We start from the raw sequence: 24,225 nt of genomic DNA on the forward strand, positions 1-24,225 counted from the left end.
TCTATCCGATCGTCGCAAGTGAGCACTGCGGGAAACCCTCTATCGATGACGCTTAACCAGCCTCCGAAACTCAAGGCGCTTCCACCAGTCAAGGATGTCGCCAATTACCCAAATCCAAATCAACACACAAGACACGCTTGCAATAACGATCAGAGCTGTCACAACAGAGAACTCCCCACCACCGCGGCGATTCGCACTCTTCCGCAGTACGCAATCGATCGGCCTGAATGCGCACCACTGGTACTAGCAGGCGCGCCGACACTGGACGGGTGTCCGTAACGACGGCGATCCGAGGCCCCCATCTCCCTAGAGCTTTTCGAGTGCTCAGCGAAACCCGAAGAGACGAGCCGTCAACATCGAGCGACTGGCGCGGCCGTTCTTCGCTGGTTCGTGGCAAACTGAAATCAGGCTCTCATCAGCGCTTGATCAGCGGAACGACCTGGAGGCGACATGCGACGACCTGTGGTGGAGGCGGGACGGTCGGAGCGGGCGTTTCGCACTGTGCTTGAGCAGAAGATCTGGGAGCGGAGGCAGACCTTTGAGGAGTTTGCCGAGTTCGCGGAGGTGTTTGCTCGTGAGCACAGGGAGCCTGGAAGCGTTGGGGTACGCCATCTTCAGCGGCTGGCGGCTGGGCGAAAGCCATCGGGGGAGCCTTTGAGTCCGGTGCGGCCCTCGACTGCTCGGCTGTTGGAGAGGATCTTCGGGGTCGGTATCGATGTGTTGCTGGGTTCTGTGCGAGAGCCCATCGAGGTGCCCGAGATTGTTGGTGGTGGGTCGTCTGCGCGGGCCGATGGTGATCTTGTCGACGCGTTGGCGTGGCTTGATCGGCGTGCTGGGTGGGTGCCCGGCACTGGTCGAGGCAAGGTGGGCGCGCGGGCTGGGGATCTTGGCGTTGGAGGATTGCTTGATCGGAACGCCCTGCGGAGCAGGGTTGGGCGGGCTCAGATGGCCAGTGCGTTGGCGGACTACTACGGGCCGATCAGGGCGGGGTACGGGATGTACCGGGCTCGCTGTGGGGGCCAGGCGGTCGTGACGAGTGTTGTCACACGGGTTGAGTGGCTTGATCTAGCCTGCGCGTTGACGGCCGATCGGGACAGCGTGAAGTTCGTTGCCGAGGAGTTCGTTCCTGGGGCCGCTCTCGGCCGTGTGGGAGCAGATGGCGCGGTGGACCGTCTCGCGGAATCGGTGGCGCTCGGCGTCCGGATCGCCAACTTGCCGCTCTACCGGCTCTTGGGCGTTGAGATCGGTGATGCGCTCAGTGGGACCGTTGGGCAGGTTCCGTTCATGGAGTACGCGTTGACGATGGACCTGCTCGAAGGCGAACTCCTGGACGCCGTGGCGGCTGGTCGGAGCGCTCTGCCTCTCCGAGACCTGTACTTGCCTAGCGCTGAGAGCGTGCTCGATCTGCCAAAGCGGGTGTGCGCAGGTGGTGTGCTTGCGCTCTGCGCTATCGCTCGACCGGGTGATCCGTTCCGGGGTGGGCCGGACTACGCGCTCCTGGTTCAGGTGCGGTCTGGGAGCGTGTTGAACGCGAGTGGGCGGTTGGCGGTGATCCCGAAGGCGTTTCATCAGCCGATGAGTGATGTTCGAGCTGATGCGCGGGTGGGTGCGACATTGCTGCGGGAGCTTGAAGAGGAGTTGTTCGGGCGTAGCGACGTCGACATGACCATTGGTGACGTGAGGGCCGCGGTGCCGATGCATCCTGGGCGGGCCTCCGAGCCGATGAAGTGGCTGACGGCGGAGGCCGGGCGGCTGCGAGTGGAGTGCACGGGGTTCGGGTTGAACCTGGTTAGCGGGAATTACGAGTTCGCTGGCCTCGTGGTGATCGAGGATGAGGAGTTCTGGCGGCGGTTCGGTGGGCAGGTTGAGGCGAACTGGGAGGCCTCTGGGCTGCGGCTGTACTCCAGTCTTGATGGCGAACTGGTGGAGGAACTGGTGGAGGAACTGGTTGGGCAGGAGGCCTGGAGCAACGAAGGGCTGTTCGCGTTGCTCCAGGGGCTCCGGCGGTTGCGGGAGATCGGCGGTGGGCGGGTGGAGTTGCCTGCCGTCGAGGTGGAGGTTGGTGGGTGATCAGGTCTGGGAGGGCCAGCGGACGGTGATGACTACCGAGTCCTCGTTGGCTTCCCAGGTGTGGTCGATGCCTGGCCCCCACATGATGTAGTCGCCCTGGCGGGTCATGGTGGAGCTGCCCTCGGTGAGGTCTACGCGGAAGTTGCCCTGTACCAACAGAACCAGGGTGGTTCGCTGGTCGTCGGAGGTCCATTCCGGACGCTTGTCCCCCGCTGGGTGGGTGCCCCACTTCACCTCTACGTCCTTGGAGGAACGCACGCCCTCGGACGGGTCGATGAAGTGTCCGATGAGCCAGCCGCGGGTGTCTGCCGACGCTTCCGCGGCGTTGCCGTGGCTCCAGTTGGCGGTCAACGAATCTCCCAATCGATCGTAGGCAGGTCCACTCGGCTCCCGCCGATCTGCTTGAGGCGGCGGAGACCTTGCAGGAGGGCGAACAGACCTTCGTTGCTCCACGCTACGTCGCGCACCAAGTCGGCTAGCGACTCGGTGTCCAGGCTGGAGTACTGGCGCAGGTTCGAGGCTTCCCAGTTCGTTTTCACCTGTCCGCCGAATTGCGGCCAGAAGTCCTCATCTTCGATGACGATGAGGCTCGCGAACTCGAAGTTGCCGCTGACCAGGTTGAGGCCGAAACCCGTGCACTCCATGCGGAGGCGGTCGGGCTGCTCGGTGAGCCAGCGCATCGGGGCGGACAACAGGCTCGGGTGCATGGGGTCGGCGTGGCGCTGGTCGTTCACGGTGTTGTCGATGTCGTGGCGGCCGAACAGCTCCTCTTCCGTCTCGCGGCGGAGGGTCGCGCCTACCTGCGCGTCGGCTCGATAGTCGGTCAGCGGCTGGTGGAAGCCCTTGGGGATGACGGCCAGGCGGCGCGCGGCGTTGATGACGTGGCCGGAACGCTCCTGGACCAGGAGCAGGTAGTCCGGACCGCCGCGGAACGAGTTGGCTGGGCGGGCGATTGCCGTGAGGGCGAGGGTGCCACCTGCGCACAGCCGGTCGTTGACGTCGAGGACGGTGGGCAGGGTCGGCATGTAGTGGTCGCGGACTGGCAGTGAGCCTGGGCGCGGGGTGGTGCCGTTGCCGAGCGCGTCGATCAGTTCGCCTTCGAGCAGGTCCATCGTGACCGCGTAGCCAGCGAATGTCGTCAGGCCGACCGCGCCGCCGATGGTGTGCTTGCCAACGGCGATGTCGAGGAGTCGGTAGAGCGGCATGTTCACGAAGCGGATGCCGATGGCGAGCATTTCGGCCAGGCGTTGAGCGGCTAGGCCTGCGGTCGTCTCGTCCAACGGAATGTCACTGTCTGGGGTGGTGCCGGTGAGGCGGAGGCGGTCGTTGGTGGCTACCAACGGGCAGTCGAGGTCGAGCCAATCGGGGTGAGTGAGCACGCTCGTGACGGCTTCGGCCTCGGTGCCGAATCGGGCCGTGTAGGTGCCGTGGCCGTCTGTGGCGGTGCCGTAGTAGTCGGTGAGGGCTTGTGCGACGTGCCGTTGGTCGACGCGTCCGCGGCGGACGCCTCGATCGTGGAGAGCGTTGACATTCAGGTGGGCGAGTCGCGTTGCCACGTTGCGCCTAGCCGTTCCCGGCTCCCACCCCGCGTGGTGGTCGAGCCAGTCGAGGGCGGCGACCATGTTGGGGTCTGCGCTGAGCCGCACCTCTGCGTCTTCCGCCGCGCCATCGGGGAGATTTACCGGTGCCTCGTTGATGAGGGTGGCGAACCGGGTCTTCACGTCTACGGGTGCCCGGTCGTGAGCTGTGTCGAGGAGTTGTTGCATCTCGGATTTTGGCCGTAGGTCCGGCTTCTGGTGCCAGGCAGCGACGGTTCGGGCGCTGACGCCCAGGAGCTCGGCGAACGCCTCGTGGCTGAGCCGTAGTGCGGCCTGTAAAGCGGATGCGGTTTGGCCGGTCCAGCCGTTCGCGAGGCTCATTGGTCGCTACTCCCCCAAGCGCGATGTGCAGTGAACCTGCACTGTTTGTGCGGTGAATGTGCAGTAGACCTGCATGGGATCGGACGCCGTTCCGCAGTGGAATTGGTGCATGGAAAACAACCGGTTCCACCAGGGAAAACGTCCCGAACTAGCGTCTATCGCGAACGTGCTCGATCACGGTCGAGAGGTCGGTTTTCAGGCCGTCGAGGCGTTCAGTGATGTCGTTGAGGCGCTGTTCGAAACCGTCCAGGCGCGACCACAGGGTGTCGGTCGGATTGGCAAGGGGCTCGTCGAGTTGCGGCGGGCGTCGGTCGTGCAACACGGCGTCAAGGTGCTGTGGGTGCCAGCCCAGAGCCGTGGACAAGGACTCCAGGGTGCGCGGGCTGCGGCGGCGCTCGACGGTGCGGTGTTGGATCTCGCGGACGATCGCTTGCGAGACGTGCGAGCGCTCGGCGAGTTCTCGCTGACGCCACCCCAGCTCATTCACGCGCTCGTTGATGGCCTTGGCGACTGCCGCCCAATCCTCCGACACGTATTCCTCCGCGCTCCGCCTCAGCGCTGAGATTAGCCAACTTCGGCTCATTGGTGATGTGACACGGCGGCTTTTGCCCCGTGCGGGATCTCGCGCGGCCTCATTCGCGCTGAAATCAGCACTCCATTGCTGAAATCATCAAATACTTCTCGAAGGGCTTTCTCATGCGTACTTCTCTGTCGAACGTCCACTACTCGATTCGCGAAGCGGCCGGGGTGCTCGGTGTCGCCCCCTCGAACGTCGCTCGTGCCATCCGGCTCGGTCAGGTTCGAGCGGTGCGGCGGCGTGGCCACCTGGTCATTCCGGCGAGCGGGTTGATCCGGCTGCTCGGTGACCCCATGTCCGGGGGTACGCCGTGAACGACCTGAAGTTGATCGGCATCGCGTGGCGGTTGGATCGGTTGCGCTGGACTCCGAGCGAAACGCTCGTGGACGTCGTGCAGCGCGACGGCTTGTGCATGGAGGTGGCGGCCGAGGAGCCGCCGTGCGGTGACGAGGTGCTGGCTGATCGCGCGTTGGCCGCGCGGTTGTGCGCGGGGTGCCCGGTCCGAGACGAGTGCTTGGAACTGGAGCTGCGCGCGGCTGGCGAGGACACCGTTGGCGTGTGGGGTGGGTTGTCCGACGACGATCGGCGCGAACTGCACCCGCATTGGCTTCGGCGTGGTGAACGGTGGTCGAGGCCGTGAACGCGACTCAGATCATGATCGGGCTGGGGGCGCTTGTGGTCCCGTTGTTCCTCTGGCGGGTCGGTGCGCGTCGGGCGAAAGCGCCGCGGGCACGTGTGCACCTGGTGTCGCTGGCCGGTCGGGTGTTGTTCAACGCGGCGCTCGTGGTCGTCGTGCAGTGGGTGGTGATCACTCACCGGGAAGGGCCGTGGTTGCTGCTGGCGGTGCTCGGTGTGCCTGCGCTGTTCGCCTCGTACACGCTGACGAAGGCGCTGACCGTGACCAGTTACGAGCCTCCCCAGGGTCGACGGGGTGAGCGGCGATGAGCGAATCGGTTGAGCGGGTCGCGGTGCAGGTGGACCGGTTGTGCTGGTCCGGGATTCTGCTCGGGTTGGCGTTCACGATGACGAACGTTCAGCAGTTCGCGGCGGCCGGGTCGCAACCTTGGTCGCCGGCTTGGTGTGCGGCGTGGCTGCTCGACCCGATGGTGTCGCTGGTGCTGTTGGCGATCCTTCGGGCCGAGCAGGTCACGGCTCAGCACGGCGTGCGGATGGGTGGATGGGTCCGTGCGGCGAAGTGGTTCACGCTCGCGGCCACGTACGTCATGAACACCTGGAGTGCGTTCATGGCTGGGTCGGCCGCACTGGTGGTGTTGCACTCGGTGCCGCCGTTGGTCGTGTTCGTAGCGGCTGAGGCGGTTACCGAACTGCGGGACAAGCTGGTTGTGCCGGTAGATGGTCCGGCGCCCGAGCCGGTCGCGCCTACGCCGCGGACGTCGTTCGCGGAGTACCTCGCTGTAGCCCAAGCCGCGCGGACGCGTGGCGTGAAGGTGACGCCCGCGTGGGTGCGAGAGGTGACGGGGTGTTCGCGTGGCCTCTCGTCGCGGCTGGCTGCTGCTCTCGCTGAGCAGGAGGTGCGGCCGTGAACGGTGACGTGGTGCCTGCCGCGCCTGTGTACGACGGCGAGTTGGTTGATGAGCCGCCAAAGGTGGTTCGGCGGATCGGGGACCTCTGGCAGCGGTCACGGTTCGTCCCGACTGCGCTCAGGTCCCGAGCGGCGCTCGGGTACGCGGTCCGAGACGCGGTCGCGTGGTTGGTTCTAGCGCCGTTGCGGTTTCTGAGCGGGGCTGTGCGGGGTGCCGTGGTCGTGGGGCGCGGGTGGCGACGATGGGTGCGGGTGCGCGACTACCGCGAGGCTGCCGAGCAGTCGGAGAAGTTGGCGGACAAGTTCATTGAGATTCGCGAGTTGACCTTGTTCCGGTGGAAGGTGACCGGGGCGGTTTGTGCGGTCGCCTCGGCGGCTTTGACCGTGGCCTACGTGATGTTCGGTGGGCTGGCGTTGTGGGGTGTGGCCGGGGTTGCGTCGGTGGTGCTCGCGGTCGTCGGGCGGCGGAAGGATGGATCGCCTGGACGGAAGGCAGTGCTTGCGGGGCCGCGGACGCTGACTTGGACGATGGACCCTCAGGTGTTGGTCGACGCGTTCCGGGACGCGAAGCTCGTGGGCAAGGACGAGACACTGCGCCTGGTGGAGCGTGCCGCGCGTGTTGGTGATGGGTGGGCGGTCACCGTGGACCTGCCTGCCACGCGGAAGGCTGCGGACGTCATCAAGAACCGGGACGCGCTTGCTTCGGCGTTGGCTGTCGATGAGGTGCAGCTCATTGTTGAGCGTGTACGTGGGAAAGGCGGGCACGCGGGTCGGGTGTTCCTGTGGGTGGCTGATGAGGACCCGTACGCCGGTCCCCCGCTGCGCACTCCCCTGCTCGACGTCGAGTGGTGGGACGCCTGGCGACCGGTGCCGTTCGGGCGGGACGCGCGGAACCGGCGGATCGATCTTCCGTTGGTGTGGACGTCGCTGCTCGTGGGCGCGATTCCTAGGCAGGGTAAGACTTTCGCGACTCGACTTGCTGCCGCTGGGCTGATCCTGGACCCGTACACGCGGCTGTACGTGTACGACGGTAAGGGCGGCAAGGACTGGGATTCAGCCGAGCAGATTGCCTACCAGTACGTGTGCGGCGATGAGCTGGAGCACGTCGAGGCGGTCCGTGATCACTTGGTGGAACTTGTCGCAGAGGTCCAATCTCGGTACGCGCGAATGGCCACATTGGACGATGAGGTGTGCCCGGAGTCGAAGATCACGCCCGCGATCTCGCGGGACCCAGACCTCGGGATGCCGATCACGGCGGTGATCATCGATGAGGTTCAGGTGTTCTTGGAAAACCCGACACGTGAGCAGGTGGGCGGTAAGAAGACCACGCTTGGGGCGTACATCGCGGATCTACTGGCGTACCTCGTTCGGAAGGGGCCGGCGGCGGGCATCGTGGTCATCTTGGCCACGCAACGGCCGGACTCGAACACCATCCCGTCTCGGTTGCGTGCGGTGCTCGGGTCGCGGTTCGCGCTGCGGGTGATGGACTGGCGGGACTCCAACATCGTGCTCGGCGAGCAGATGAACACGCGCGGGTATGACGCTTCGACGCTGCTGCCGAGTCACAAGGGGGTCGGCATCCTGCGGCCGGACGGTGAGACCGACGCGGGGGCGGACATGCTCGCGATGACGGTTCGGACGTACTACATGCCCAACGCTGAGTGGCGGGTGATCTGCGCTCGTGGCCGGGCGTTGAGGGAAGCCGCGGGGACGCTCGCGGGTCACGCGGTGGGTGATGACGCCGTGCGTGCCATCGACGCTGTAGCGGTCGTCAAGGCGCTGGGCACCGGAGCGGCTGAGAGGTGGGTTGTCGAGCTTCCGGAGCCGTTGGCGGCGGTCGTGGATTACCTCGGGGACCAGCTCGACAAGCGCGAGTTCGTGCCGACCGCTGAGCTGGTGGAGGCGTTGAAGGTCGAGCCGACGATGTTCGGCAAGGAGATGGGCGAGCTGGGGTGCAAGCCGGTCCGGCAGTACGTCCCCGAGGGCGACGCCACTCGGCGGGTGCGTGGCTACATGACGGCGGATATCCGAGCTGCGGTTGATGAAATCGGCGCTACCAACGTCGAGCAGCCATGAGCCCTGATGAGAGGGTCACGGTGCGCGTGCCGGACGAACTTCCGCCCCTTACGCCTGCTACCTGCCGCATACTGCTTGCCATACTGCTTGAGTTGACCGAAGTCGAGGTCCTGGACGGACCTCAGGGAGGGGGTACTAGTGACTGTTGAAATCATCAGAAACCCGTGGGCGACGCTGGACGACATGCTCGGCGTCGAGGTCGTGGAGACCATCGATGAGGGCATCGGGCCGATGGCGGGGTACGGACGCTGCTCGACCGAGGACAACCAGGACCCGGAGACCTCTCGCGGATGGCAGTTCGGGAACGCCCGGAAGTTCGTCGGGCCGCTTGGCGGTGTCCTGACCGAGGAGTTCTTCGACATCGGGCAGTCGCGGTCGGTGCCGTGGGAACGGCGTCACGAGGCGTCGCGGCTGCTCGCCGCTCTGAAGGACCCGAACCGCGGGTGGAACGCCGTGGTGGTCGGTGAGGGCACGCGGTGTTGGTTCGGCAATCAGTTCTCGCTGATCGCTCCGAGGTTCGCGGCGTACGGCGTTGACCTGTGGGTGCCGGAACTGGGCGGGAAGTTCGATCCGCGGAATCCGTCGCACAAGATGTTGATGAGCGTGCTCGGCGGGATGAGCGAGTCGGAGCGGCAACACGTTCAGGCTCGGGTGCGTGCGGCTATGGATGCCCAGGTGGTGAATGAGGGAAGGCACCAGGGCGGACGTGCGCCTTACGGGTACACCGTGGTCGACGGTGGGCAGCACCCCAATCCGCGAAAGGCGGCCGAGGGGTACCACCTGCGCATCCTGGAAGTTGACGAGCAGTGCGCCGAGGCGGTTCGGCGCATCTTTGCCGAGTACATCGGCGGCCGGGGTGATCGGGCGATTGCCACTGGGCTCAACCGTGACGGGATTCCCTGTCCCTCTGCGCGACGTCCGGACCAGAACCGGCATCGGCCAGGTGATGGGTGGCAGGGCAGCACGGTTCGGGCGATTCTGGACAACCCTCGCTACACCGGTTACGCGTTCTTCGGGCGGTGGACTCGGCATGAGTTGCTGCTCGACCCGGACGACGTGGCTGCCGGATATGTCACACGGTTCCGGAAGACCAGCCCCGAAAAAGTCATCCGGTCACGGCAGCCCGCGCACCCCGCGATTGTGTCGGTCGAGGTGTTCACCGAAGCTCAATTGCTGCGGAGGTCGAAGTCTGTGGGCGGTTTGAAGACCGCGCGGAAAACGGAGCGCGCCGAGCGGCCTACGAAGCAGACCTACTTGTTCCGCGGCCGTATCCGGTGCTCGGTATGCGGTCGGAAAATGGAGGCGAGTCCGCGGAAGCACGGCATGTACTACCGCTGCCCGGCACGGACATTAGCTCCCGGCTCCCCCGCCTTGGCGTCGCACCCGCCAGCGATCTACCTCCGCGAAGACGTGATCCAGGACGCGGTAAACGACTGGCTCGGCGAGGTGTTCGCGCCGGCCAATGTGGATCGCACTGTGGCCAAAGTTGTTGCCTCCCAACCAGGAGCGGCCGTCGCGCAGAACGGTCGGGACACGGCCAAGCAGCGGCTCGCTACGGCGGAAGCTCACATGAACAGGTTCCAGGAGGCCATCAAGGCAGGCATCGATCCGGCCGCGCTGGTGGAGGCGATGAACGAGGCGCAAGCGGCACGGGCGGCTGCTAGGGCGGAACTGGAAGGCACTCCGGCACCGAACACGGTCAGCGACGCTGAGATTTACGCGGCCATCGACTCATTGGGTGACGTCGGCGCTGTGCTGAAGGAAGCGAAAACGGAGACGCTCGCGGCGCTCTACCAGTCCGTTGACCTGCAAGTTCTGTATACGCACACGGCCCACGAGGCTGATGTGATCATCAAACCCGTGGGCCGTGTGAATAATGCTCATGACCGAGGGGGGACTTGAACCCCCACGCCCTTTCGGGCACTAGCACCTCAAGCTAGCGCGTCTGCCATTCCGCCACCCGGTCTTTCGGCTGTTCGCCGTGGTGTGTGCATAGATTACATGATCGTTCCCGCAGGCCAAAATCGGGGGGTGTCTGGAGGGGTGCTGGGGGTGGAAGCGGTGGTAGGAAGGCTGCGTGAGTGACATGGGAGATGGTGCGGGGCTGCTGGTGGCGCAGGACGAGGTCGTGGAGCTGGCCAGTGAGTTGATCAGGATCGATACGACGAACACCGGGAATCCCTCGACGGTGGTCGGGGAGCGGGCGGCGGCGGAGTGGGTGGCCGAGAAGCTGGCTGAGGTGGGGTACGAGACGACGTACGTGGAGTCGGGGGCCAAGGGGCGGGGGAATGTGATCGCCCGGTTGGCGGGGGCGGATCGGTCTCGTGGGGCGTTGTTGGTGCATGGGCATCTGGACGTGGTGCCCGCTGATCCGTCGGAGTGGTCGGTGCACCCGTTCTCGGGGGCGGTGCAGGACGGCTACGTGTGGGGGCGTGGGGCTGTCGACATGAAGGACATGGTGGCGATGTCCTTGGCGGTGGCTCGGCGGTTCAAGCGGGACGGGGTCGTGCCGCCTCGGGACATCGTGTTCGCGTTCCTCGCCGATGAGGAGGCGGGTGGGTTCTTCGGGGCGAAGTGGCTGGTGGAGAACCGGCCGGAGCTGTTCGAGGGGGTGACCGAGGCGATCAGTGAGGTGGGGGGCTTCTCGATCACGTTGAAGGACGACGCGCGTGCTTACCTGATCGAGACCGCCGAGAAGGGGATTCGGTGGTTGACGTTGCGGGTGCGCGGGACCGCGGGTCACGGGTCGATGATCCATCGGGACAACGCGGTGGCGAAGCTCGCGGAGGCGGTGACGAAGCTGGGCAGGCACCAGTTCCCGCTGGTGATCCGGCCGTCGGTGCGGGAGTTCCTGGACGGGGTCACGGAGATCACCGGGTGGGACTTCCCCGACGAGGACATCGAGGGCGCGGTGGGGAAGCTGGGTGCCCTGTCGCGCATGATCGGGGCGACGCTGCGGGACACGGCGAACCCGACGATGCTGTCGGCCGGGTACAAGGCGAACGTGATCCCGTCGGTGGCGCAGGCCACTGTGGACTGCCGGATCCTGCCGGGCCGTGAGGAGGCGTTCGACCGGGAGCTCGCGGAGCTGCTGGGGCCGGACGTGGAGCGGGAGTGGGTGGGGCTGCCGCCGGTGGAGACGACGTTCGACGGGGCGCTGGTGGACGCGATGGCGGCGTCGATCACGGCCGAGGACCCCGGTGCGAAGGTGCTGCCGTACATGCTGTCGGGTGGGACGGACGCGAAGTCGTTCCAGCAGTTGGGGATCAGGAACTTCGGGTTCGCGCCGTTGCGGCTGCCCGCGGACCTGGACTTCTCGGCGCTGTTCCACGGGGTGGACGAGCGGGTGCCGGTGGACGCGTTGAAGTTCGGTGTGCGGGTGTTGGAGCGGTTCCTGCGGAACTCGTGATCTCGGACCCGCCGGGGTTGTGGATTTTCCCACCCCGGCGGGCTCGAGTCCCCGCTTGGACACGTCCGCCGAGGCTCGTGGCGAGCCAGTGCCCGTGGGTATTTCACCGGCTGGACCTGTCGTTCAGTCCAACCAAGCGGCGGGTAGTGCTGTTTCGAGTCGCTGTTTGGTCAGGCTGTGGACCTGGTCGCCGACGAGCGGTTTCACGCAATGCTTGATGACTGCTTCATGTCGTTCCGGTGCCGGGCAGATCATGATGGCGAGCATGCGGACGGCCCGGACCGGTTCGCTGAGGTCGTGCAGCTGCAGCGCGGTCTTGACGAAGTCCAGCTCCTTGATCTGCTCCCAGGTCTTCTCGACCGCGAGTTCGACTGTCGCCGTGCCGATCGTCGAGCTCGTGTTGATGGCCGAGATGACGAGCTTGGGAACCTGTGCGATGACCTTGTCGATCTCTTCCTGGATGTCGTTGAGCGTCTTGGCGATTCCGGCCAGGATGTCGCACCAGAAATGGGATGCGGCGAGCTTCTTGCGTCGTTCTGCTCGTTTGGCGGTATCGACGGAGTGGTCGAGCGCCGCCACCACCTCGTTGCTGATCTTCTTGGCAACCGCTTCGATCCGATCACCCGCATCCGGGTTGCGGACGAGCCATTCGATGAGCTCGACCACGACGGAGTCCGCGGCAGCCTCCTTCATCTTCCTGGTCGGCTGCGACCTTCGCCTCTTCGGTGGCGGTTTGCCCGCCCTGCTCCAGTTGCTGTCCAACGCGGTACGACGGTCAAGGAGTCGGAGTGGTGGTCCACACCGCCACTCCAGCGACCTCGATACGTCTGTTCGCGTGCCTCAGCCTCTGCCTTCGAGGTCGTGTTTGCGGGTGAGCAAAGCGGTTCGGTAGGTGCGGGCGCGGAGGAGCATGAGGGTGGCTGTGGTGATCAGGGTGAGGCCGGTGGTTGCGGAGATCAGGGCGGCGGTGGGGTTGGCGCGGGTGAGGGCTAGGAGGGTGGTGCCGGTGGTGAGGAGGGTGGTGAAGGTGAGGGCGAGGGTGGCGGCGATGACGCGGTCGAGGGCGAACAGGGGGCGGCGGATGAGGGTGTAGGTGGCGAAGGCGGTCCAGGCGAGGCCGATGGTGATCAGGGTGGCGAAGGCGATCTGGGTTCTGGCTGGTAGTGGGGTGGGTTCGGTGGCCCATAGCTGGGTGATGGTGGCGGCGGCGGTGAGGCCTGCCAGGCCGACCAGGGCGTGGCCGATCCGGCGGGGCAGTGAGAGGGTGCGCACGAGCTTGTCGGGGGTGTAGCCGGGTTCGTCGGTCATGACGTGTACCCCTTCTCGATCATGCGGTCGCGCAGGAGCCGCCTGGCGCGGAACAGTCGGGACTTGACGGTGCCGGTGGGGATTGCGAGCACGTCGGCGCAGTCCTCCAGTGACAGGTCCTGGAGGTAGAACAGGATCAGGACCTCGCGTTCGCGTGGTTCCAGGACGGCGAGGCCGTCGGCGACCTGGGTGCGGTCGAGCACCGCGTCGGCTTCTCCCCCGTCGACGAGGTCGCCGTCGGCGGGTTCGGGTGGTCCGTACTTCGCTCGGAGGTGGTCTATCACCGATCGGCGGACGATGGTGAACAGCCACGGCGCGAAGCGTTCCGGTTGCCGGAGGGCGGGTAGTGCTTTCAGCACGGCGGCCCAGGCGTCCTGGCTGATGTCGTCGGCGACGCCCGGCCCGTCGAGCATGCGTCGGGTGTAGCGCCACACGGGGTCGTGCCACTGTCCGACGAGCTCGCCGAGCGCTTGTCGGTCGCCCAGTTGCGCGCGCACCACGAGCAGCGCGTCACGTTCGGCCCGATCCACGTCGTCTCCCGTCTCTGCGTTCGGTCACACCCTGGCAGTCGGGTGGGAGGCCGCCGGGGTTCACGAGTGGGCGCACCGACCGGTCTGCGCGCGATCGCGGCTGGTCAGGGGTGACATCACGAAAAACGTCGGATCGTGGCTCTACCGTGCTCCCCACTTCGACCGGGCTGGAGGTCCGACGTGCGCAGGTGGGAACTGATCGCCGGTGGTTCCGCGAAGTTCTGGCAGATAGGGCGGGACGGCGCGTCCGTGACCGTCCGGTACGGACGGTTGGGGACGGCGGGTCAGACGAAGGTGAAGGACTTCGGGTCCGAGGAGTCGGCGGTGGCGCACGTCGACAAGCTGGTGGCGGAGAAGGAGAAGAAGGGCTACCGGTCGGATGGCGCCGAGGTGGCGGCTCCACCTCGGGTGGCCGAGATCTCGGCGACCGCCGCGTCGGAGCCGGACACGCAGGCCGTGCGGGCGGACGGTGCTGTGCCCGACGCGCCCGCGGACGTGCTGTCGCCTGCGCTGGTCACTCCCCCGTGGAAGGTCGAGCGCGCTGCGCCGAAGCCGATCGCCGTGGACGTGGTGGTGCCGCGCGGTTTCGAGTGGGAGCCGGGGGAACGCGAGCAGTGGGCGAAGGCGAGCTGTTACGGCCCGTCGTCCGGGATCGGGGTCGACTACGGCGACCAGGACTGGCGGGTCGCGGTGGATCGGCTGTGCAAGGGCGAGCTGCGGGGACGGGACGTGCTCGCGGTGGTGGCGGGTGCGCCGGAGGACGTGCTGCGTCCGCGCCTGGCCGAGTGGGAGCCGGTGCGGGACGACTACATGGGCTGGGAGAGGGTGCTGGTCGCCCGGTTCGAGGGTGAGGTGCTGCCGCAGGCGGTGCGGATCGCGAAGTCGGACGCCACCTACCTGGCGGACCTGCTGCTGCCGTTCGCGGACGCCGAGGTGGCGGCGTTGATGGCGGACTGGCTGGTGCGCGTCAAGAGGCTGCGCGACGTAGCCGAGCTGTGGTTCCGGCGGCATCCGGAGACGGCGGCGCGGGCGTTGCTGCCCGCGGCGTTGGGCAGGCAGGGCAAGGTTCGGCGGGCGGCCGAGGTGGCGTTGTGGTTGGTCGCGGAGCACGGGCACGCGGACCTGGTGCGGCGGGTGGCGGCGGAGCACGGTGAGCAGGTGGCGGACGCGGTCGACGCCCTGCTCCAGGCGGATCCGGCGGGGCACCACCTGCAGGCGCGGGTGCCGGTGGTCGGGAGCTGGGCCGACCCGGCGCTGCTCCCCCGGATCCTGGTGCGGGACACGCGGTACGCGCTGCCCGCCGCGGTCACCGCGCACGTGCTGACGATGATGGCCCTGTCCAGGCCGGACGACGTGCTGTCCCTGCTCACGATGTCGAAGCCGGACGACGTGCACCGGTACGTCGAGGTGGTGCGGGCGGAGTGCGACCGGGAGTCGTTGGCGCGCTTCGGGTGGGCGGTGTTCGAGGCGTGGCGGGGCGAGGGCATGCCGTCGAAGGACAGGTGGGCGTTGTCGGCGCAGGGGATGGTCGGTGACGACGAGACCGTGCGGGCGTTGGCGCCGGTGGTCCGGGCGTGGCCGGGTGAGGGCGCGCACCCGCGGGCGTTGATCGGGTTGCGGGCGTTGGCGGCGATCGGCAGCACCGCGGCCCTGCTGCAGCTCAACGGCATCGCGACGAAGTCGCAGTTCGGCGCGTTGCGGTCGCGGGCGGCGGAGATGATCGACACCATCGCCGAGGACCGCGGGCTGACCGCGGAGCAGCTGGCCGACCGGCTGGTGCCGGACTTCGGGTTGGACGACGCGGCGAGCCTGGTGGTCGACTACGGGCCGCGCCGGTTCACCGTCGGGTTCGACAAGCGGCTCACGCCGTACGTGGCGGACGGCGACGGTGTGCGGCTCAAGGCCTTGCCGAAGCCGGGGGTGGGCGACGACCAGGACTTGGCAGCGCGGGAGTACCGGCGGTTCGTGCAGCTGAGGAAGGACGTGCGGACGGTCGCGGCCGACCAGGTCCGCCGGTTCGAGGCGGCGATGGTGGCGGGCAGGCGGTGGCCGGTGGCGGAGTTCCGGGAGCTGTTCGTCGCGCACCCGTTGCTGTGGCACGTCGTGCGGCGGCTGGTGTGGGTCACCGGGGACGGGGTGTCGTTCCGGTTGGCCGAGGACCGCACGGTCGCCGACGTGCACGACGACGTGGTCGACCTGCCGCAGGACGCGGTCGTGGGGGTCGCCCACCCGGTGCACCTGGCCGACTGCCTGGACGGGTGGGTCGGGGTGTTCGCCGACTACGAGGTCCTGCAGCCGTTCGCGCAGCTGAGCAGGCCGGTGCACGTGCTGTCGGAGGACGAGCGGGCGGCGTCGCGGCTCAAGCGGTTCGAGAACGTCGCGGTGCCCACGGCGAAGGTGCTGGAGCTCGCGCGCGGCGGGTGGGAGCTGAGCGCGCCGGAGGAGGGCGGCATCCGGTACTCCGTCGGGCTCTCGGTGCCCGGCGGCACGGTCGCGGTGGAGCTCGACCCCGGTGTTCCCGCCGGGCAGCCGTCGATGACCGAGCCGCAGCGGCTGGCCGAGGTCGTGCTACGCGGGCGGCGGACGTTCGGGGAGCTGGACGCCGTGAGCGTGTCGGAGGTGCTGGCGGACCTGACCAGGCTGACTACCTGAGCGCCGCGGCCGGTGGTCGGCCGCGGCCGAGGATCCTCGGGGCCGTCCCACTCGTCGTGCGGTTCGGGGGCGCGGCGGCGGGGTGGGGGGTACGGCGGCCGGTTCGGGGACCGGGTGCTCGGCCGGACAGCCCCCAGCGTCACGAGTCCCCGTGCGGGCGGGTGGCGGGCCACCAGGTGAGCACGTCGGCCAGGCCGGGTGCGGCGTCGGCGGCGAGGCCTTCGCCCGCGATGACGTGCAGCACCGGCAGGGTGCGCTCGAGCAGTGCCAGGAGGCCTTTGCGGTCGAGGTTGCGGGCGAACGCGCGGAAGCCGCGCAGCACGTCCGGTGCGGTGGCGCGCAGGCGTTGCGGCGGTACGGCGGCGGCCACGGTCGCCCACGTGTCCGGGTCGCACCGCTGTGCCAGCGCCAGGGCCTCGGACAGTTCGTCGGGGGTCAGGAGGCCCGCCACGGCGCTCAGGTGGCGGGCTGCCCCGCTCGGGTCGCGTTCGGGGTCGAGCAGCCGCAGCAGCCCGCCCACCGCCTGCCGCCGGTGCTCGTCGCTGTGCTCGGCCAGCGACACCAGCAGTCCCGCTCGGATGGCGGGGTCGGTGACGCCGTCCACCAGCTCGTGCAGCGGGAGGTCGACCTGCCTGATGATCAGGCGTCGGACGCAGAGGGCCCGGTCGCGTTCGTCGGTCAACGCGCGCACGTCGGCGAGCGCGGCTCGGCGGATCCGGCGGGTGAGGTCGGGATCGATCGCGGGCACGCCCGCCGCGTCCACGAGCTGCTGGGCGCGGTCGGTGGTCGGCGGCAGGTCCGCGACCACGTCCAGCAGGGCCGCGAGTGCCTGGTCGGGGCCGTCCACGCCGCGGGCCAGTGCCAGCAGGCTGTCCGCGGTGGCTGTCGTGCGGGGCAGCTCGCCGAGGTGGGCCAGGGCCAGCAGGGCCGCGCGGGTGGCGCCTGCCCAGCGTCGGGACGCGAGCTGGACCAGGACGTCGACGCGGTCCGCGGTGTCCTCGACGGCTTCCGCGTCGCGGAGTGCTTCGGCGGGGATGTCGTCGGTCGGCTCGTGGGTGAGGTCGGTCCACATCAGGGCCAGGGGGCGGAAGCGGCCGGGTTCCCACTTCCTGGCCGTCGTGAGGGCGAGGTCCGCGCCGAGGTGGGGCACGGCTGTCCGGAACGCCGCGAGCCGGTCCTCCTCGCCGACGCGGGTCCGGATGATCTCCAGGAGGAGATCGGCGTGCTCCTCGGTGAGGTGGTCGCGCACCAGGAACAGCACGTTGTGGACGTCGCGCCAGCTGTCCAGCCGGGCGGTGCGGCGCAGCACGGCGGGCAGGCGGGCCGGGTCGTGCCTGCCCAGTGCGACCAGCGCGCCCACGACGTCGACGGTGGGCAGGTCGTCGGTGTCGAGCGACGCGGCGAGCTCGTCCAGGTGTCGGGGGTCCTTCGAGTGTTCGAACGCCCAGGTCAGGACGCGGACCCGCCAGTCGGGGGCGTCGATGCGCAGCATCTCGGCGAGGGCGTGGCCGCGGTGGGGCTCGGGCAGGCAGTCGACCAGGACGGACAGGGCGTCGATCCGGGAGCGCGGGTCGCTGATGGCCATGGCGGTGCGCAGCACGTCGTCCGGGGAGGCGGCGCGGGCGAGGACGGTCACGCCGCGGGCGTTGGAGTGGTCGTCGCCGATCGCCTCGGTCGCGGCGGCCAGCCTCTGCGCCTGGTCGGCGGTGAGGAGTCCGGCGATGTGCGGCACGATCCGGTCGACCAGGTCCTCCTCGACGGCGAGGTCGACCAGTTCCTGGACGAGGCCGGTGTCGCTGGTGGTCGCGAGCAGCGCCCTGGCCCGGGCGCGGGGCGGCAGCGTCCGGGCGAGCGCGCGGTACCGGTCCGCCTGGTCGTCGGCGAGAGGGAGTCCGCCGATGCGCAGCAGGGCCGGGAGCAGGTCGTCCGGGTGCACCGTCCCGGCGGCGACCAGGGCCTGGTCGAGCACGTCCGGCCGGTCGGGGCAGCGCTCGGCGAGCGCGGTGAACACCACGACCCTCCCCCACGGCTCGCGCGTGGCGTAGCAGGCGGGGAGGGCTCGGCGGAGCTCGCCGGGCGGCAGCACGGGGACCAGTGCGGCGAGCGGGCCGTAGCCGACCGCGTCGCGCACGGCGGTCCGGGCCATGACCCGTCGGGCCGTGCCGTGGGAGTGGCGCAGCACCGCGGCCCGCACGCGTGCCCGTTGTTCGGGGTCGTCCACGCGGGTGGACATGCGCAGGATCCGCGTCAGCTGGACGGGATCGGCCTGTGCGGCCGCTTCGCGGAGCTGTCCGGCCAGGGTCCGCCCTTCCAGCTCACCGTCCATCGTGGACAGTGCGGTGGCGACGAGGCGGCGTCTGGCGCGTGCGGTGGGTGCCAGGTCCGCCAGGGTGGTCCACGAGCCGGGGTCGTCGATGGCCGATGCGGCCGCCTCGGCGTCGGCGAACAGGCCGGGAACGCCGTGGTGGGCGAGGAACCACAGGTCGGCGAGGCGGTCGCGCGGGTCGGGGTGCGCCGACGCGAGCGGCACGCACGCCGCGCCGTGCCGGGGTGCGAGCGCCTGGAGGACGGCGCTGCGCTCGTAGGGCTCGGTGAACTCGTGCGCGCGGGCCAGCATCCAGGCCACGACGTCGTCGGGATCCTTGCCCCGCCCCAGTTCCGCGACGACGGCGGACCGCCGGATCGGGTCGATCCGCGGGTATCCGGCCATGACGGCCTCGGTCGCCGCCGTGCGGACGTCCGGTTCGGTGGCGGTCTCGCGCACCGCGATCAGGCAGTACGCCCGGCGTTCGGGGTCGGCAACGCTCAGGGCGTGCGCGAGCGCCCTGCTCTGCGTCCACGCCCCCGTCGCCACGAGCGCGCCGAGCAGCCCGGCGGGCAGCACACCGGACCGGCTGCGGACACTGGCGGCCATCAGCAGGTAGCGCAGCTCCCGCACCAGCGCGGGAACGGGCCCGCCCGCGGCCACCTGCTCGTCCGCGAGCCGTTCGTGCACGCCGCGGGCCGACTCCAGGTCCGCGAGGTACCAGTCGAGGTTCGCGCGTGCCGTGAACCAGTGGTTGGCGCCGTCGCCGTCCTGCGCCGACAGCAGGTCGTCGACCCGGCCGATCGCGCCGGGCACGCGCACGGCCTCCGCGATCAGGTTCGGCAGTCGCTCCGGCGGGATGGCCTCGTCCTGCGCGGCGAGGTGTCCGGGGTGTTCCATCAGGGTCTCCGGCGGGCACGGTCGAGGGCGCCGTCCAGCGCCGACAGGACAACGCGCTCCCGCTGCTCCTCGCGGGCGACCTCCACCTCCGGCTGTTCCAGCAGGAACTCGCGGAAGCTGCGATGGTAGAGCTGGTAGGTGCGCTTGCCGTGCTCGCGCGCCTCGTGCAGGAACTCCCGCCACTTGTCCAGCGCCGCCCACACCCGTGTGGGGGTCAGCGTTCCCGAGGTCGGCGGGTCGCACAAGTTCCCCGCGGTCACCGGGTGGTCGTGCACGACCAGGCGCACCAGCACCGGGAGCAGCACGTCCGTCCACTCCGGACTCGTCCGCCGCATCCGCGCCCAGTGCGCCCGGTAGTACCCGGCGAGCCCGGTGGGCAGGGTCGCCGGTGTCCAGTCCTGCAACCGCCCGGCGGCGATGTCCCGCACGACGTGGTGGGCGTACATGAAGTTGCCGCACGACTTCTCCACCACGGCGGTGGCCAGCTCCGCCCTGGTCGTGCGGTGCCGCGACACCGCCAGGTCGATCGCCGTCGAGTGCGCGGCGAAGTACCGGGTGACGTACTCCGCGAGGTCGGCGGCGTTGAGCGGGTCGTCGTGCGCCAGGAGGCGCTGGTGCACCCCGCTCGGCAGGGCCAGGTCGTGCCCGGTCTCGCGGGGACGGCTGGTCAGCAGCGCGAACACGCCGTCCGGCAAGCGGTCCGGCAGGTAGAGGGTGGTCGCCCGGCCTGCGGGCTGGTCGACCTCGTCGAGCGCGTCGACCACCAGCAGCACCGGTTTGTCCGCCGTCCTGGCCACGGCGTGGAACAGGTCCTCCAGGTACCCGCCGTGGTGGTCACCGGGTCCGGGTGGCGGCAGGGCGAGCCGGTGGCGCCCGATCAGCTGGGTGCCGATGTTGTCGATGAAGTGCCGTGGCGTCGAGTAGTGGGTGCCTGCCTGCACGAAGTGGCGCGGTGCGTCGTACTGGTTCGCGACCCACGCGCTCAACGACGTCTTGCCGATCCCCGGTTCGCCGCGCACGAGGAAGTAGCCGCCGCGGTGGTCGCGCAGGAAGTCCCGCAGCTCGTCCAGGAGGAACCGCCTGCCGACGAACTCCGCGACGCGGTCGGCCACGAGGTCGTCGAACGTGCGCGCCCGCGGAGGAGCCGCCCCGGCGTTCACGGTCCCGATCGAGTCGGCCTGGATGACGGCCCCGGTCACGTCCTGGGCCACGTTCACCACCCGGCGCCCCGGCGCGCCCGCTTCGTCCACCGGACCATTGAACCCGGCGAAGCGCCCGTCGAGGCCGCAGTTCTGGTGTCCCGGAGGCGGCGCCGGGCCGCCTCCGGGGTCGGGTCAGCGGCGCCAGAAGGACTTCTTGCGGTCGGGCTCGGTCGCGGTGAAGGCGTCGAGGACGCGGGTGGCCTCGGTCCACAGCGCGGTCACGTCGCCGCCGGTCTTGAGGTGGGCGATGAGCCTGCGCAGCGGGTCGTAGACGGGGCCGACGAGGTCGGCGAGGAGGGTGTCGAGCCTGCTGGTGAGGTCGGCCAGCAGGTCGCGGCGTTCGTGGTCGGGCAGGGAGGCGCCGGCGTGCAGGCGGCTGGCTTCGAGGGTGACGATCTCGCGCAGTTCGGCGAGGCGGTCGGGGGCGGGGGCCGAGGTGGGGGCGAAGGTCGGGGCGAAACCGCCGGGGCGTCCGCCGCCGCCGACCATGGGTGCGGCGGCGCGGGAGCGCTTGGCCGACATCCGCGGTGCCATCGGGGGCGGTGGGGCGGACGGGGCCGGGGCGGGGGCGCCCGCGGGGGCGGCCATGTCGAGGAACACGTGCTGCGAGCCGAAGGACTGCGGGGCGGCGAAGGGCAGCGCCACCGGCGGGGTCTCCCAGCCCGCGGGTGGTTCGACGGGTTGGGTGACGCGGTGGACGGTGCCGTCGGTGACGACGCGGGAGTCGACGGCGACGAACGCGGTGAAGCGGCACAGGACGCCGAACTTCAGCGAGGTGGCGACGATGGTCGGTTCCAGGTCGGAGTTCCCGGACACGTAGGCGTCTTCGAGGTCGCGCAGTGCGGCACGGGCCCACTGGGCGGCGAGCGCGGGTTCGTCGCGCTGCCGCACGGGGACCACGGCTTCCCAGTCGCCGCCGTCACGGGTGTGGCCGCGGACGGTGAGGGTGCCGGTGGCCGGCCCGCGGTAGCGGCCCGCGAGGACCAGCGGGACGCCGGGGTAGAGCGCGGAGGCGTGCCGAGGGGCCTGCGTGTCCGGGGTGAGGGTGATCCCGTCGGCGGTGACGGTCACGTCGGTGACGACGGGGGCGCCGATGCGGCGCTGGATGTGCTCCATGGCCTCGTCGAGGCGGTCCTCGCTCTCCACCAGCTCGCAGCGGCCCGCTCCCCTGGCGGCGAGCCTGCCGAGGAAGCCCGCGTTGACGGCGGAGTCGATGCCGACGCTGTGGATCCTGGTGCGGCCGATCAGCGGGGCGATGTCGCGCAGGATCTGGTCCTCGTTGCCGACCTGGCCGTCGGTGACCAGCACGACCACGCGGTCGCGGTCGTCGTCGGCGCCCGCGAGCAGGCTCAGGCCGTCGTGCAGCGGGGCGAGGAACTCGGTGCCACCGCGGGCTTCCACGCGGGCCAGGTGCTCGACGGCGCGGTAGCGGTGGCGGTCGGTGGCCTCGACCAGACCGGTGCCCAGGCCGGTGGGGTGCTCGACGCGGTCGTCGAAGGTGACCACGGCGAACCGGTCGTCCTTGGTGAGCGTGTCGACGATGCGGGCGGCGGCGCGGCGGGCGGCGACCATCTTCCAGCCGCCCATGCTGCCGGAGCGGTCGAGCAGCAGCACGACGTCGCGCGGGCGCACGGCGGTGACGGCCTCGGGCGGGAGGACGGTGAGCTGGTAGGTGCCCTCCTCGCCGTCGGGGACGCAGACCGCCGAGGTCCCGTGGCCGGTGTAGGCAAGGCGCAGCACGAAGTCGCGGTCGGCGCGCTCGCCGGGCAGCACGCTGAGGTGGTTGCCCTCCCCCGTCACGGTGTGCAGGCTCGACCGGACCTCGCCGAGGTCGAGACCGGCCGGGTCGATGTCGACGCCGATGGAGAGCGCGACCGGGTTGGGGAAACCGGGCAGCAGCACGGGAGGGGTGATGCGGGAGGCGTCGGGCACCCGGTCGGTGTCGGACGCGTGGCCGCTGCCGACGGACTCGCCCGGCAGCGGGGTGCCGGGAACGTAGCGGGGCGCGACGACGAGCGGGAAGCGGAACGTGGCGGCGTCGTCCTCGTAGACCAGCGGCTCGACCATGGTGAGCTCCACGGTCACGCGTTCGCCCGCGACGATGTTGCCGACCCGCATGGTGAAGACGTCGGGCCGCTCCTCCTCGGCGATGGCCGCCCGCTTGCCGGCGGCGATGGCCTCGTCGTAGTTCTGCCTGGCCTGCCCGCGTTCCTGCAGCTCCGCCTCGACGGTGCGGCCGTCGGCGGTCATGGTCATCCCGGTCACGGCCGCGCGGTCGGGCAGCGGGAACACGTAGGTGGCCTCGAGGGCGGTGTCGTGCGGGTTGACGAACTCGGTGGTCAGGGTGACGCGGGCGACCAGCCCGGTGATGGTGGCGCGCACGTCGAGGCGGTCCAGCGGGAGGTTGCCGCGTTCGGTGCGCAACGTGCCGACGCCCGCGTCGACGGACTGCCCGACGCGGTCCAGCTCGGCCGCTCTCATCGGCGTGGTGGTGAAGGTCATCGGGAGTCCCTTTCGTCGGTGAGCAGGCCGCGGGCGGTGAGCAGGTCGAGCAGCGGCTGGGCCGCGGTGGCGATGTCCCGGTAGTCGGCGGGTGTCGGCGCGCCGGGCAGCAGCAGAACCGCGCCGCCGGTGAGCGCGACGGCGCTGAGCGGGGTCGCCCTGGGCTGCGCGGCTTCGGGCTGCACGGCTGGCGGGACGGTCTTGGGCTGGGCGGCCGGTGCCTCGGCCCAGAACCGCGGCCGCGTGGGCTGCGGGGGTGGCGGCGTCGACTCCCCCAGCAGGTCCTCGGGCACGCGGGCGATGTCGGCCAGCGCGGCGTTGGTCGCTCCCGCCAGCTCGTTCTGGATCTGGCCGAGCGAGCTGCCCTCCGCCTGGCGCCGCTTGACCGCGACGATCTGGAGCAGGTGGCGGGTGTCGTACAGCGCCGTCCGCCCGCGCATCGCCGACGGGCGGTCTACCAGGCCGGTCGTCGTGTACCAGCGGACGACGCGCCGGTCGGGCACGTCGCGGACGCGCCCGTTGGGCACGCCGGGGTACTCCGCGGCCAGCGCCGCGACCACCCGTTCCACCAGCTCGTCGATCGTCCACATGCCGCTATGGTGACACTGCAATCATGACAGTGTCAACGTCTGGTGTGACAGCGACCGGCCGCACCGCCGCCATCACCGCAACAGCCGACCCCATCGACCTGCCGCGCGAACGGCTCGACGGCACGTCAAGGACAACCGTCGGAGGGCTGACCACGCAGCGCACCGGAGCCCCGCGGGGATCCAGGCACGCGGAGGTCGGGCGAGCCGCCGGACGCCGGTGGGTTTCGTGCGCTTCGGATACGGGTGCTCCACGACTTCTCCCTGCTGCGAAAGGAGCACGGCGCCTCACGGTCGGAAACCGTGGGCGCCGTGGATGGAAGGTGCTACTTCCCGGTCGGGCCGGGTTCTCCGCCTGCGGACTCCCGGCGGACCTCGGCGTAGGTGGGCGAGCCCTTCACGAGGTCGTCGCAGAAGGCCGCGACATCGTCGCCGATGAGCTGCCGGACGCCCTTGCCCGCGGCCGCGCCCTCCTCGAAGAAGTCGACGACGTCCGCGAGCAGGGAGGTGTCGGCGGGCCCGATCTTGAAGAGGTACCTCTGCATCTCCTGGTAGACGATCCGGTAGTCCGGCGGGAGCGCCTTGACCCTGGCCACATGCGCCCACCACTGCTTCTTGCCCTCGACGATGTCCCGGATTCCCACG

Annotated in this window: 20 protein-coding genes and 1 tRNA gene; 9 read left to right on the forward strand and 12 right to left on the reverse strand. The window is 69.6% G+C overall.

Annotated features, from left to right (window positions below; genetic code table 11):
* Positions 1–450 precede the first annotated feature (450 nt).
* Positions 451–2,070 carry a transcriptional regulator gene (locus CLV43_RS19900; protein ID WP_245886702.1) on the forward strand — a complete coding sequence of 540 codons (1,620 nt, stop codon included), beginning with the start codon at positions 451–453 and terminating at the stop codon, positions 2,068–2,070.
* Here the strand turns inward: CLV43_RS19900 and CLV43_RS19905 are convergent, their stop codons facing one another.
* The 3 genes from CLV43_RS19905 to CLV43_RS19915 all read right to left on the reverse strand — a co-directional run bounded on the left by CLV43_RS19905 (position 2,071) and on the right by CLV43_RS19915 (position 4,521).
* Complete coding sequence (locus tag CLV43_RS19905; protein ID WP_106188694.1) at positions 2,071–2,421, reverse strand: signal peptidase I; 351 nt, start codon at positions 2,419–2,421, stop codon at positions 2,071–2,073.
* The gene (locus tag CLV43_RS19910) at positions 2,418–3,989 is read right to left on the reverse strand and encodes a helix-turn-helix domain-containing protein (protein ID WP_106188695.1); all 1,572 of its coding nucleotides are present in this window, start codon (positions 3,987–3,989) and stop codon (positions 2,418–2,420) included. The genes CLV43_RS19905 and CLV43_RS19910 overlap by 4 nt, the downstream gene beginning before the upstream one ends.
* A gap of 148 nt (positions 3,990–4,137) precedes the next feature.
* Positions 4,138–4,521 (reverse strand): helix-turn-helix domain-containing protein, encoded by a 384-nt coding sequence (locus tag CLV43_RS19915; RefSeq protein WP_106188696.1) that lies wholly within the window; start codon positions 4,519–4,521, stop codon positions 4,138–4,140.
* Between the two features lie 164 nt (positions 4,522–4,685).
* Here CLV43_RS19915 and CLV43_RS19920 point away from each other — a divergent pair, with 164 nt between their 5' ends.
* From CLV43_RS19920 to CLV43_RS19945, 6 genes are all read left to right on the forward strand, one after another.
* On the forward strand, positions 4,686–4,880 hold the full coding sequence (locus tag CLV43_RS19920; RefSeq protein WP_106188697.1) for a MerR family transcriptional regulator: 195 nt from the start codon (positions 4,686–4,688) through the stop codon (positions 4,878–4,880).
* The gene (locus CLV43_RS19925; protein ID WP_425445761.1) at positions 4,877–5,206 is read left to right on the forward strand and encodes a WhiB family transcriptional regulator; all 330 of its coding nucleotides are present in this window, start codon (positions 4,877–4,879) and stop codon (positions 5,204–5,206) included. The genes CLV43_RS19920 and CLV43_RS19925 overlap by 4 nt, the downstream gene beginning before the upstream one ends.
* A gap of 14 nt (positions 5,207–5,220) precedes the next feature.
* Positions 5,221–5,511 carry a hypothetical protein gene (locus CLV43_RS19930; protein WP_106188844.1) on the forward strand — a complete coding sequence of 97 codons (291 nt, stop codon included), beginning with the start codon at positions 5,221–5,223 and terminating at the stop codon, positions 5,509–5,511.
* On the forward strand, positions 5,508–6,110 hold the full coding sequence (locus tag CLV43_RS19935) for a hypothetical protein (RefSeq protein WP_106188698.1): 603 nt from the start codon (positions 5,508–5,510) through the stop codon (positions 6,108–6,110). The genes CLV43_RS19930 and CLV43_RS19935 overlap by 4 nt, the downstream gene beginning before the upstream one ends.
* Positions 6,107–8,185 carry an FtsK/SpoIIIE domain-containing protein gene (locus tag CLV43_RS19940; protein ID WP_106188699.1) on the forward strand — a complete coding sequence of 693 codons (2,079 nt, stop codon included), beginning with the start codon at positions 6,107–6,109 and terminating at the stop codon, positions 8,183–8,185. The genes CLV43_RS19935 and CLV43_RS19940 overlap by 4 nt, the downstream gene beginning before the upstream one ends.
* 138 nt (positions 8,186–8,323) lie before the next feature.
* Entirely contained in the window at positions 8,324–10,087 is a 1,764-nt protein-coding gene (locus CLV43_RS19945) for a recombinase family protein (protein WP_106188700.1), read from the forward strand.
* On the opposite strand, the gene CLV43_RS19950 is transcribed toward CLV43_RS19945, so the two are convergent.
* Positions 10,069–10,151, reverse strand: a tRNA-Leu gene (locus tag CLV43_RS19950). The two genes, CLV43_RS19945 and CLV43_RS19950, sit on opposite strands and share 19 nt — an antisense overlap.
* A gap of 120 nt (positions 10,152–10,271) precedes the next feature.
* Between CLV43_RS19950 and CLV43_RS19955 the strand changes: the two genes are divergently transcribed.
* Positions 10,272–11,594 (forward strand): M20/M25/M40 family metallo-hydrolase, encoded by a 1,323-nt coding sequence (locus CLV43_RS19955; protein ID WP_106188701.1) that lies wholly within the window; start codon positions 10,272–10,274, stop codon positions 11,592–11,594.
* Between the two features lie 123 nt (positions 11,595–11,717).
* Here the strand turns inward: CLV43_RS19955 and CLV43_RS19960 are convergent, their stop codons facing one another.
* From CLV43_RS19960 to CLV43_RS19970, 3 genes are all read right to left on the reverse strand, one after another.
* On the reverse strand, positions 11,718–12,260 hold the full coding sequence (locus CLV43_RS19960; RefSeq protein WP_146174817.1) for a hypothetical protein: 543 nt from the start codon (positions 12,258–12,260) through the stop codon (positions 11,718–11,720).
* A gap of 174 nt (positions 12,261–12,434) precedes the next feature.
* Positions 12,435–12,902 (reverse strand): transmembrane transport protein, encoded by a 468-nt coding sequence (locus CLV43_RS19965; protein WP_106188703.1) that lies wholly within the window; start codon positions 12,900–12,902, stop codon positions 12,435–12,437.
* Entirely contained in the window at positions 12,899–13,432 is a 534-nt protein-coding gene (locus tag CLV43_RS19970) for an RNA polymerase sigma factor (RefSeq protein WP_106188704.1), read from the reverse strand. The genes CLV43_RS19965 and CLV43_RS19970 overlap by 4 nt, the downstream gene beginning before the upstream one ends.
* Positions 13,433–13,612: 180 nt before the next feature.
* Here CLV43_RS19970 and CLV43_RS19975 point away from each other — a divergent pair, with 180 nt between their 5' ends.
* Positions 13,613–16,084: a DUF4132 domain-containing protein gene (locus tag CLV43_RS19975; RefSeq protein WP_146174818.1), complete on the forward strand. Its 2,472-nt coding sequence runs from the start codon at positions 13,613–13,615 to the stop codon at positions 16,082–16,084.
* Positions 16,085–16,223: 139 nt separating this feature from the next.
* Here CLV43_RS19975 and CLV43_RS19980 read toward each other — a convergent pair whose 3' ends face one another.
* The 5 genes from CLV43_RS19980 to CLV43_RS20000 all read right to left on the reverse strand — a co-directional run bounded on the left by CLV43_RS19980 (position 16,224) and on the right by CLV43_RS20000 (position 24,224).
* The gene (locus CLV43_RS19980; RefSeq protein WP_106188706.1) at positions 16,224–19,289 is read right to left on the reverse strand and encodes a hypothetical protein; all 3,066 of its coding nucleotides are present in this window, start codon (positions 19,287–19,289) and stop codon (positions 16,224–16,226) included.
* The gene (locus CLV43_RS19985; protein WP_106188707.1) at positions 19,289–20,539 is read right to left on the reverse strand and encodes an AAA family ATPase; all 1,251 of its coding nucleotides are present in this window, start codon (positions 20,537–20,539) and stop codon (positions 19,289–19,291) included. Before CLV43_RS19985 ends, CLV43_RS19980 begins: the two co-directional genes overlap by 1 nt.
* A gap of 84 nt (positions 20,540–20,623) precedes the next feature.
* A complete protein-coding gene (locus CLV43_RS19990; protein ID WP_106188708.1) occupies positions 20,624–22,993 on the reverse strand; it encodes a VIT domain-containing protein in 2,370 nt (789 codons plus the stop codon).
* On the reverse strand, positions 22,990–23,583 hold the full coding sequence (locus CLV43_RS19995) for a MerR family transcriptional regulator (RefSeq protein WP_106188709.1): 594 nt from the start codon (positions 23,581–23,583) through the stop codon (positions 22,990–22,992). Before CLV43_RS19995 ends, CLV43_RS19990 begins: the two co-directional genes overlap by 4 nt.
* Positions 23,584–23,906: 323 nt before the next feature.
* Positions 23,907–24,224 (reverse strand): DUF1048 domain-containing protein, encoded by a 318-nt coding sequence (locus CLV43_RS20000; protein WP_106188710.1) that lies wholly within the window; start codon positions 24,222–24,224, stop codon positions 23,907–23,909.
* Position 24,225: the final 1 nt, after the last annotated feature.

Source organism: Umezawaea tangerina (assembly GCF_003002815.1).
GTDB classification, from domain to species: Bacteria; Actinomycetota; Actinomycetes; order Mycobacteriales; family Pseudonocardiaceae; genus Umezawaea; species Umezawaea tangerina.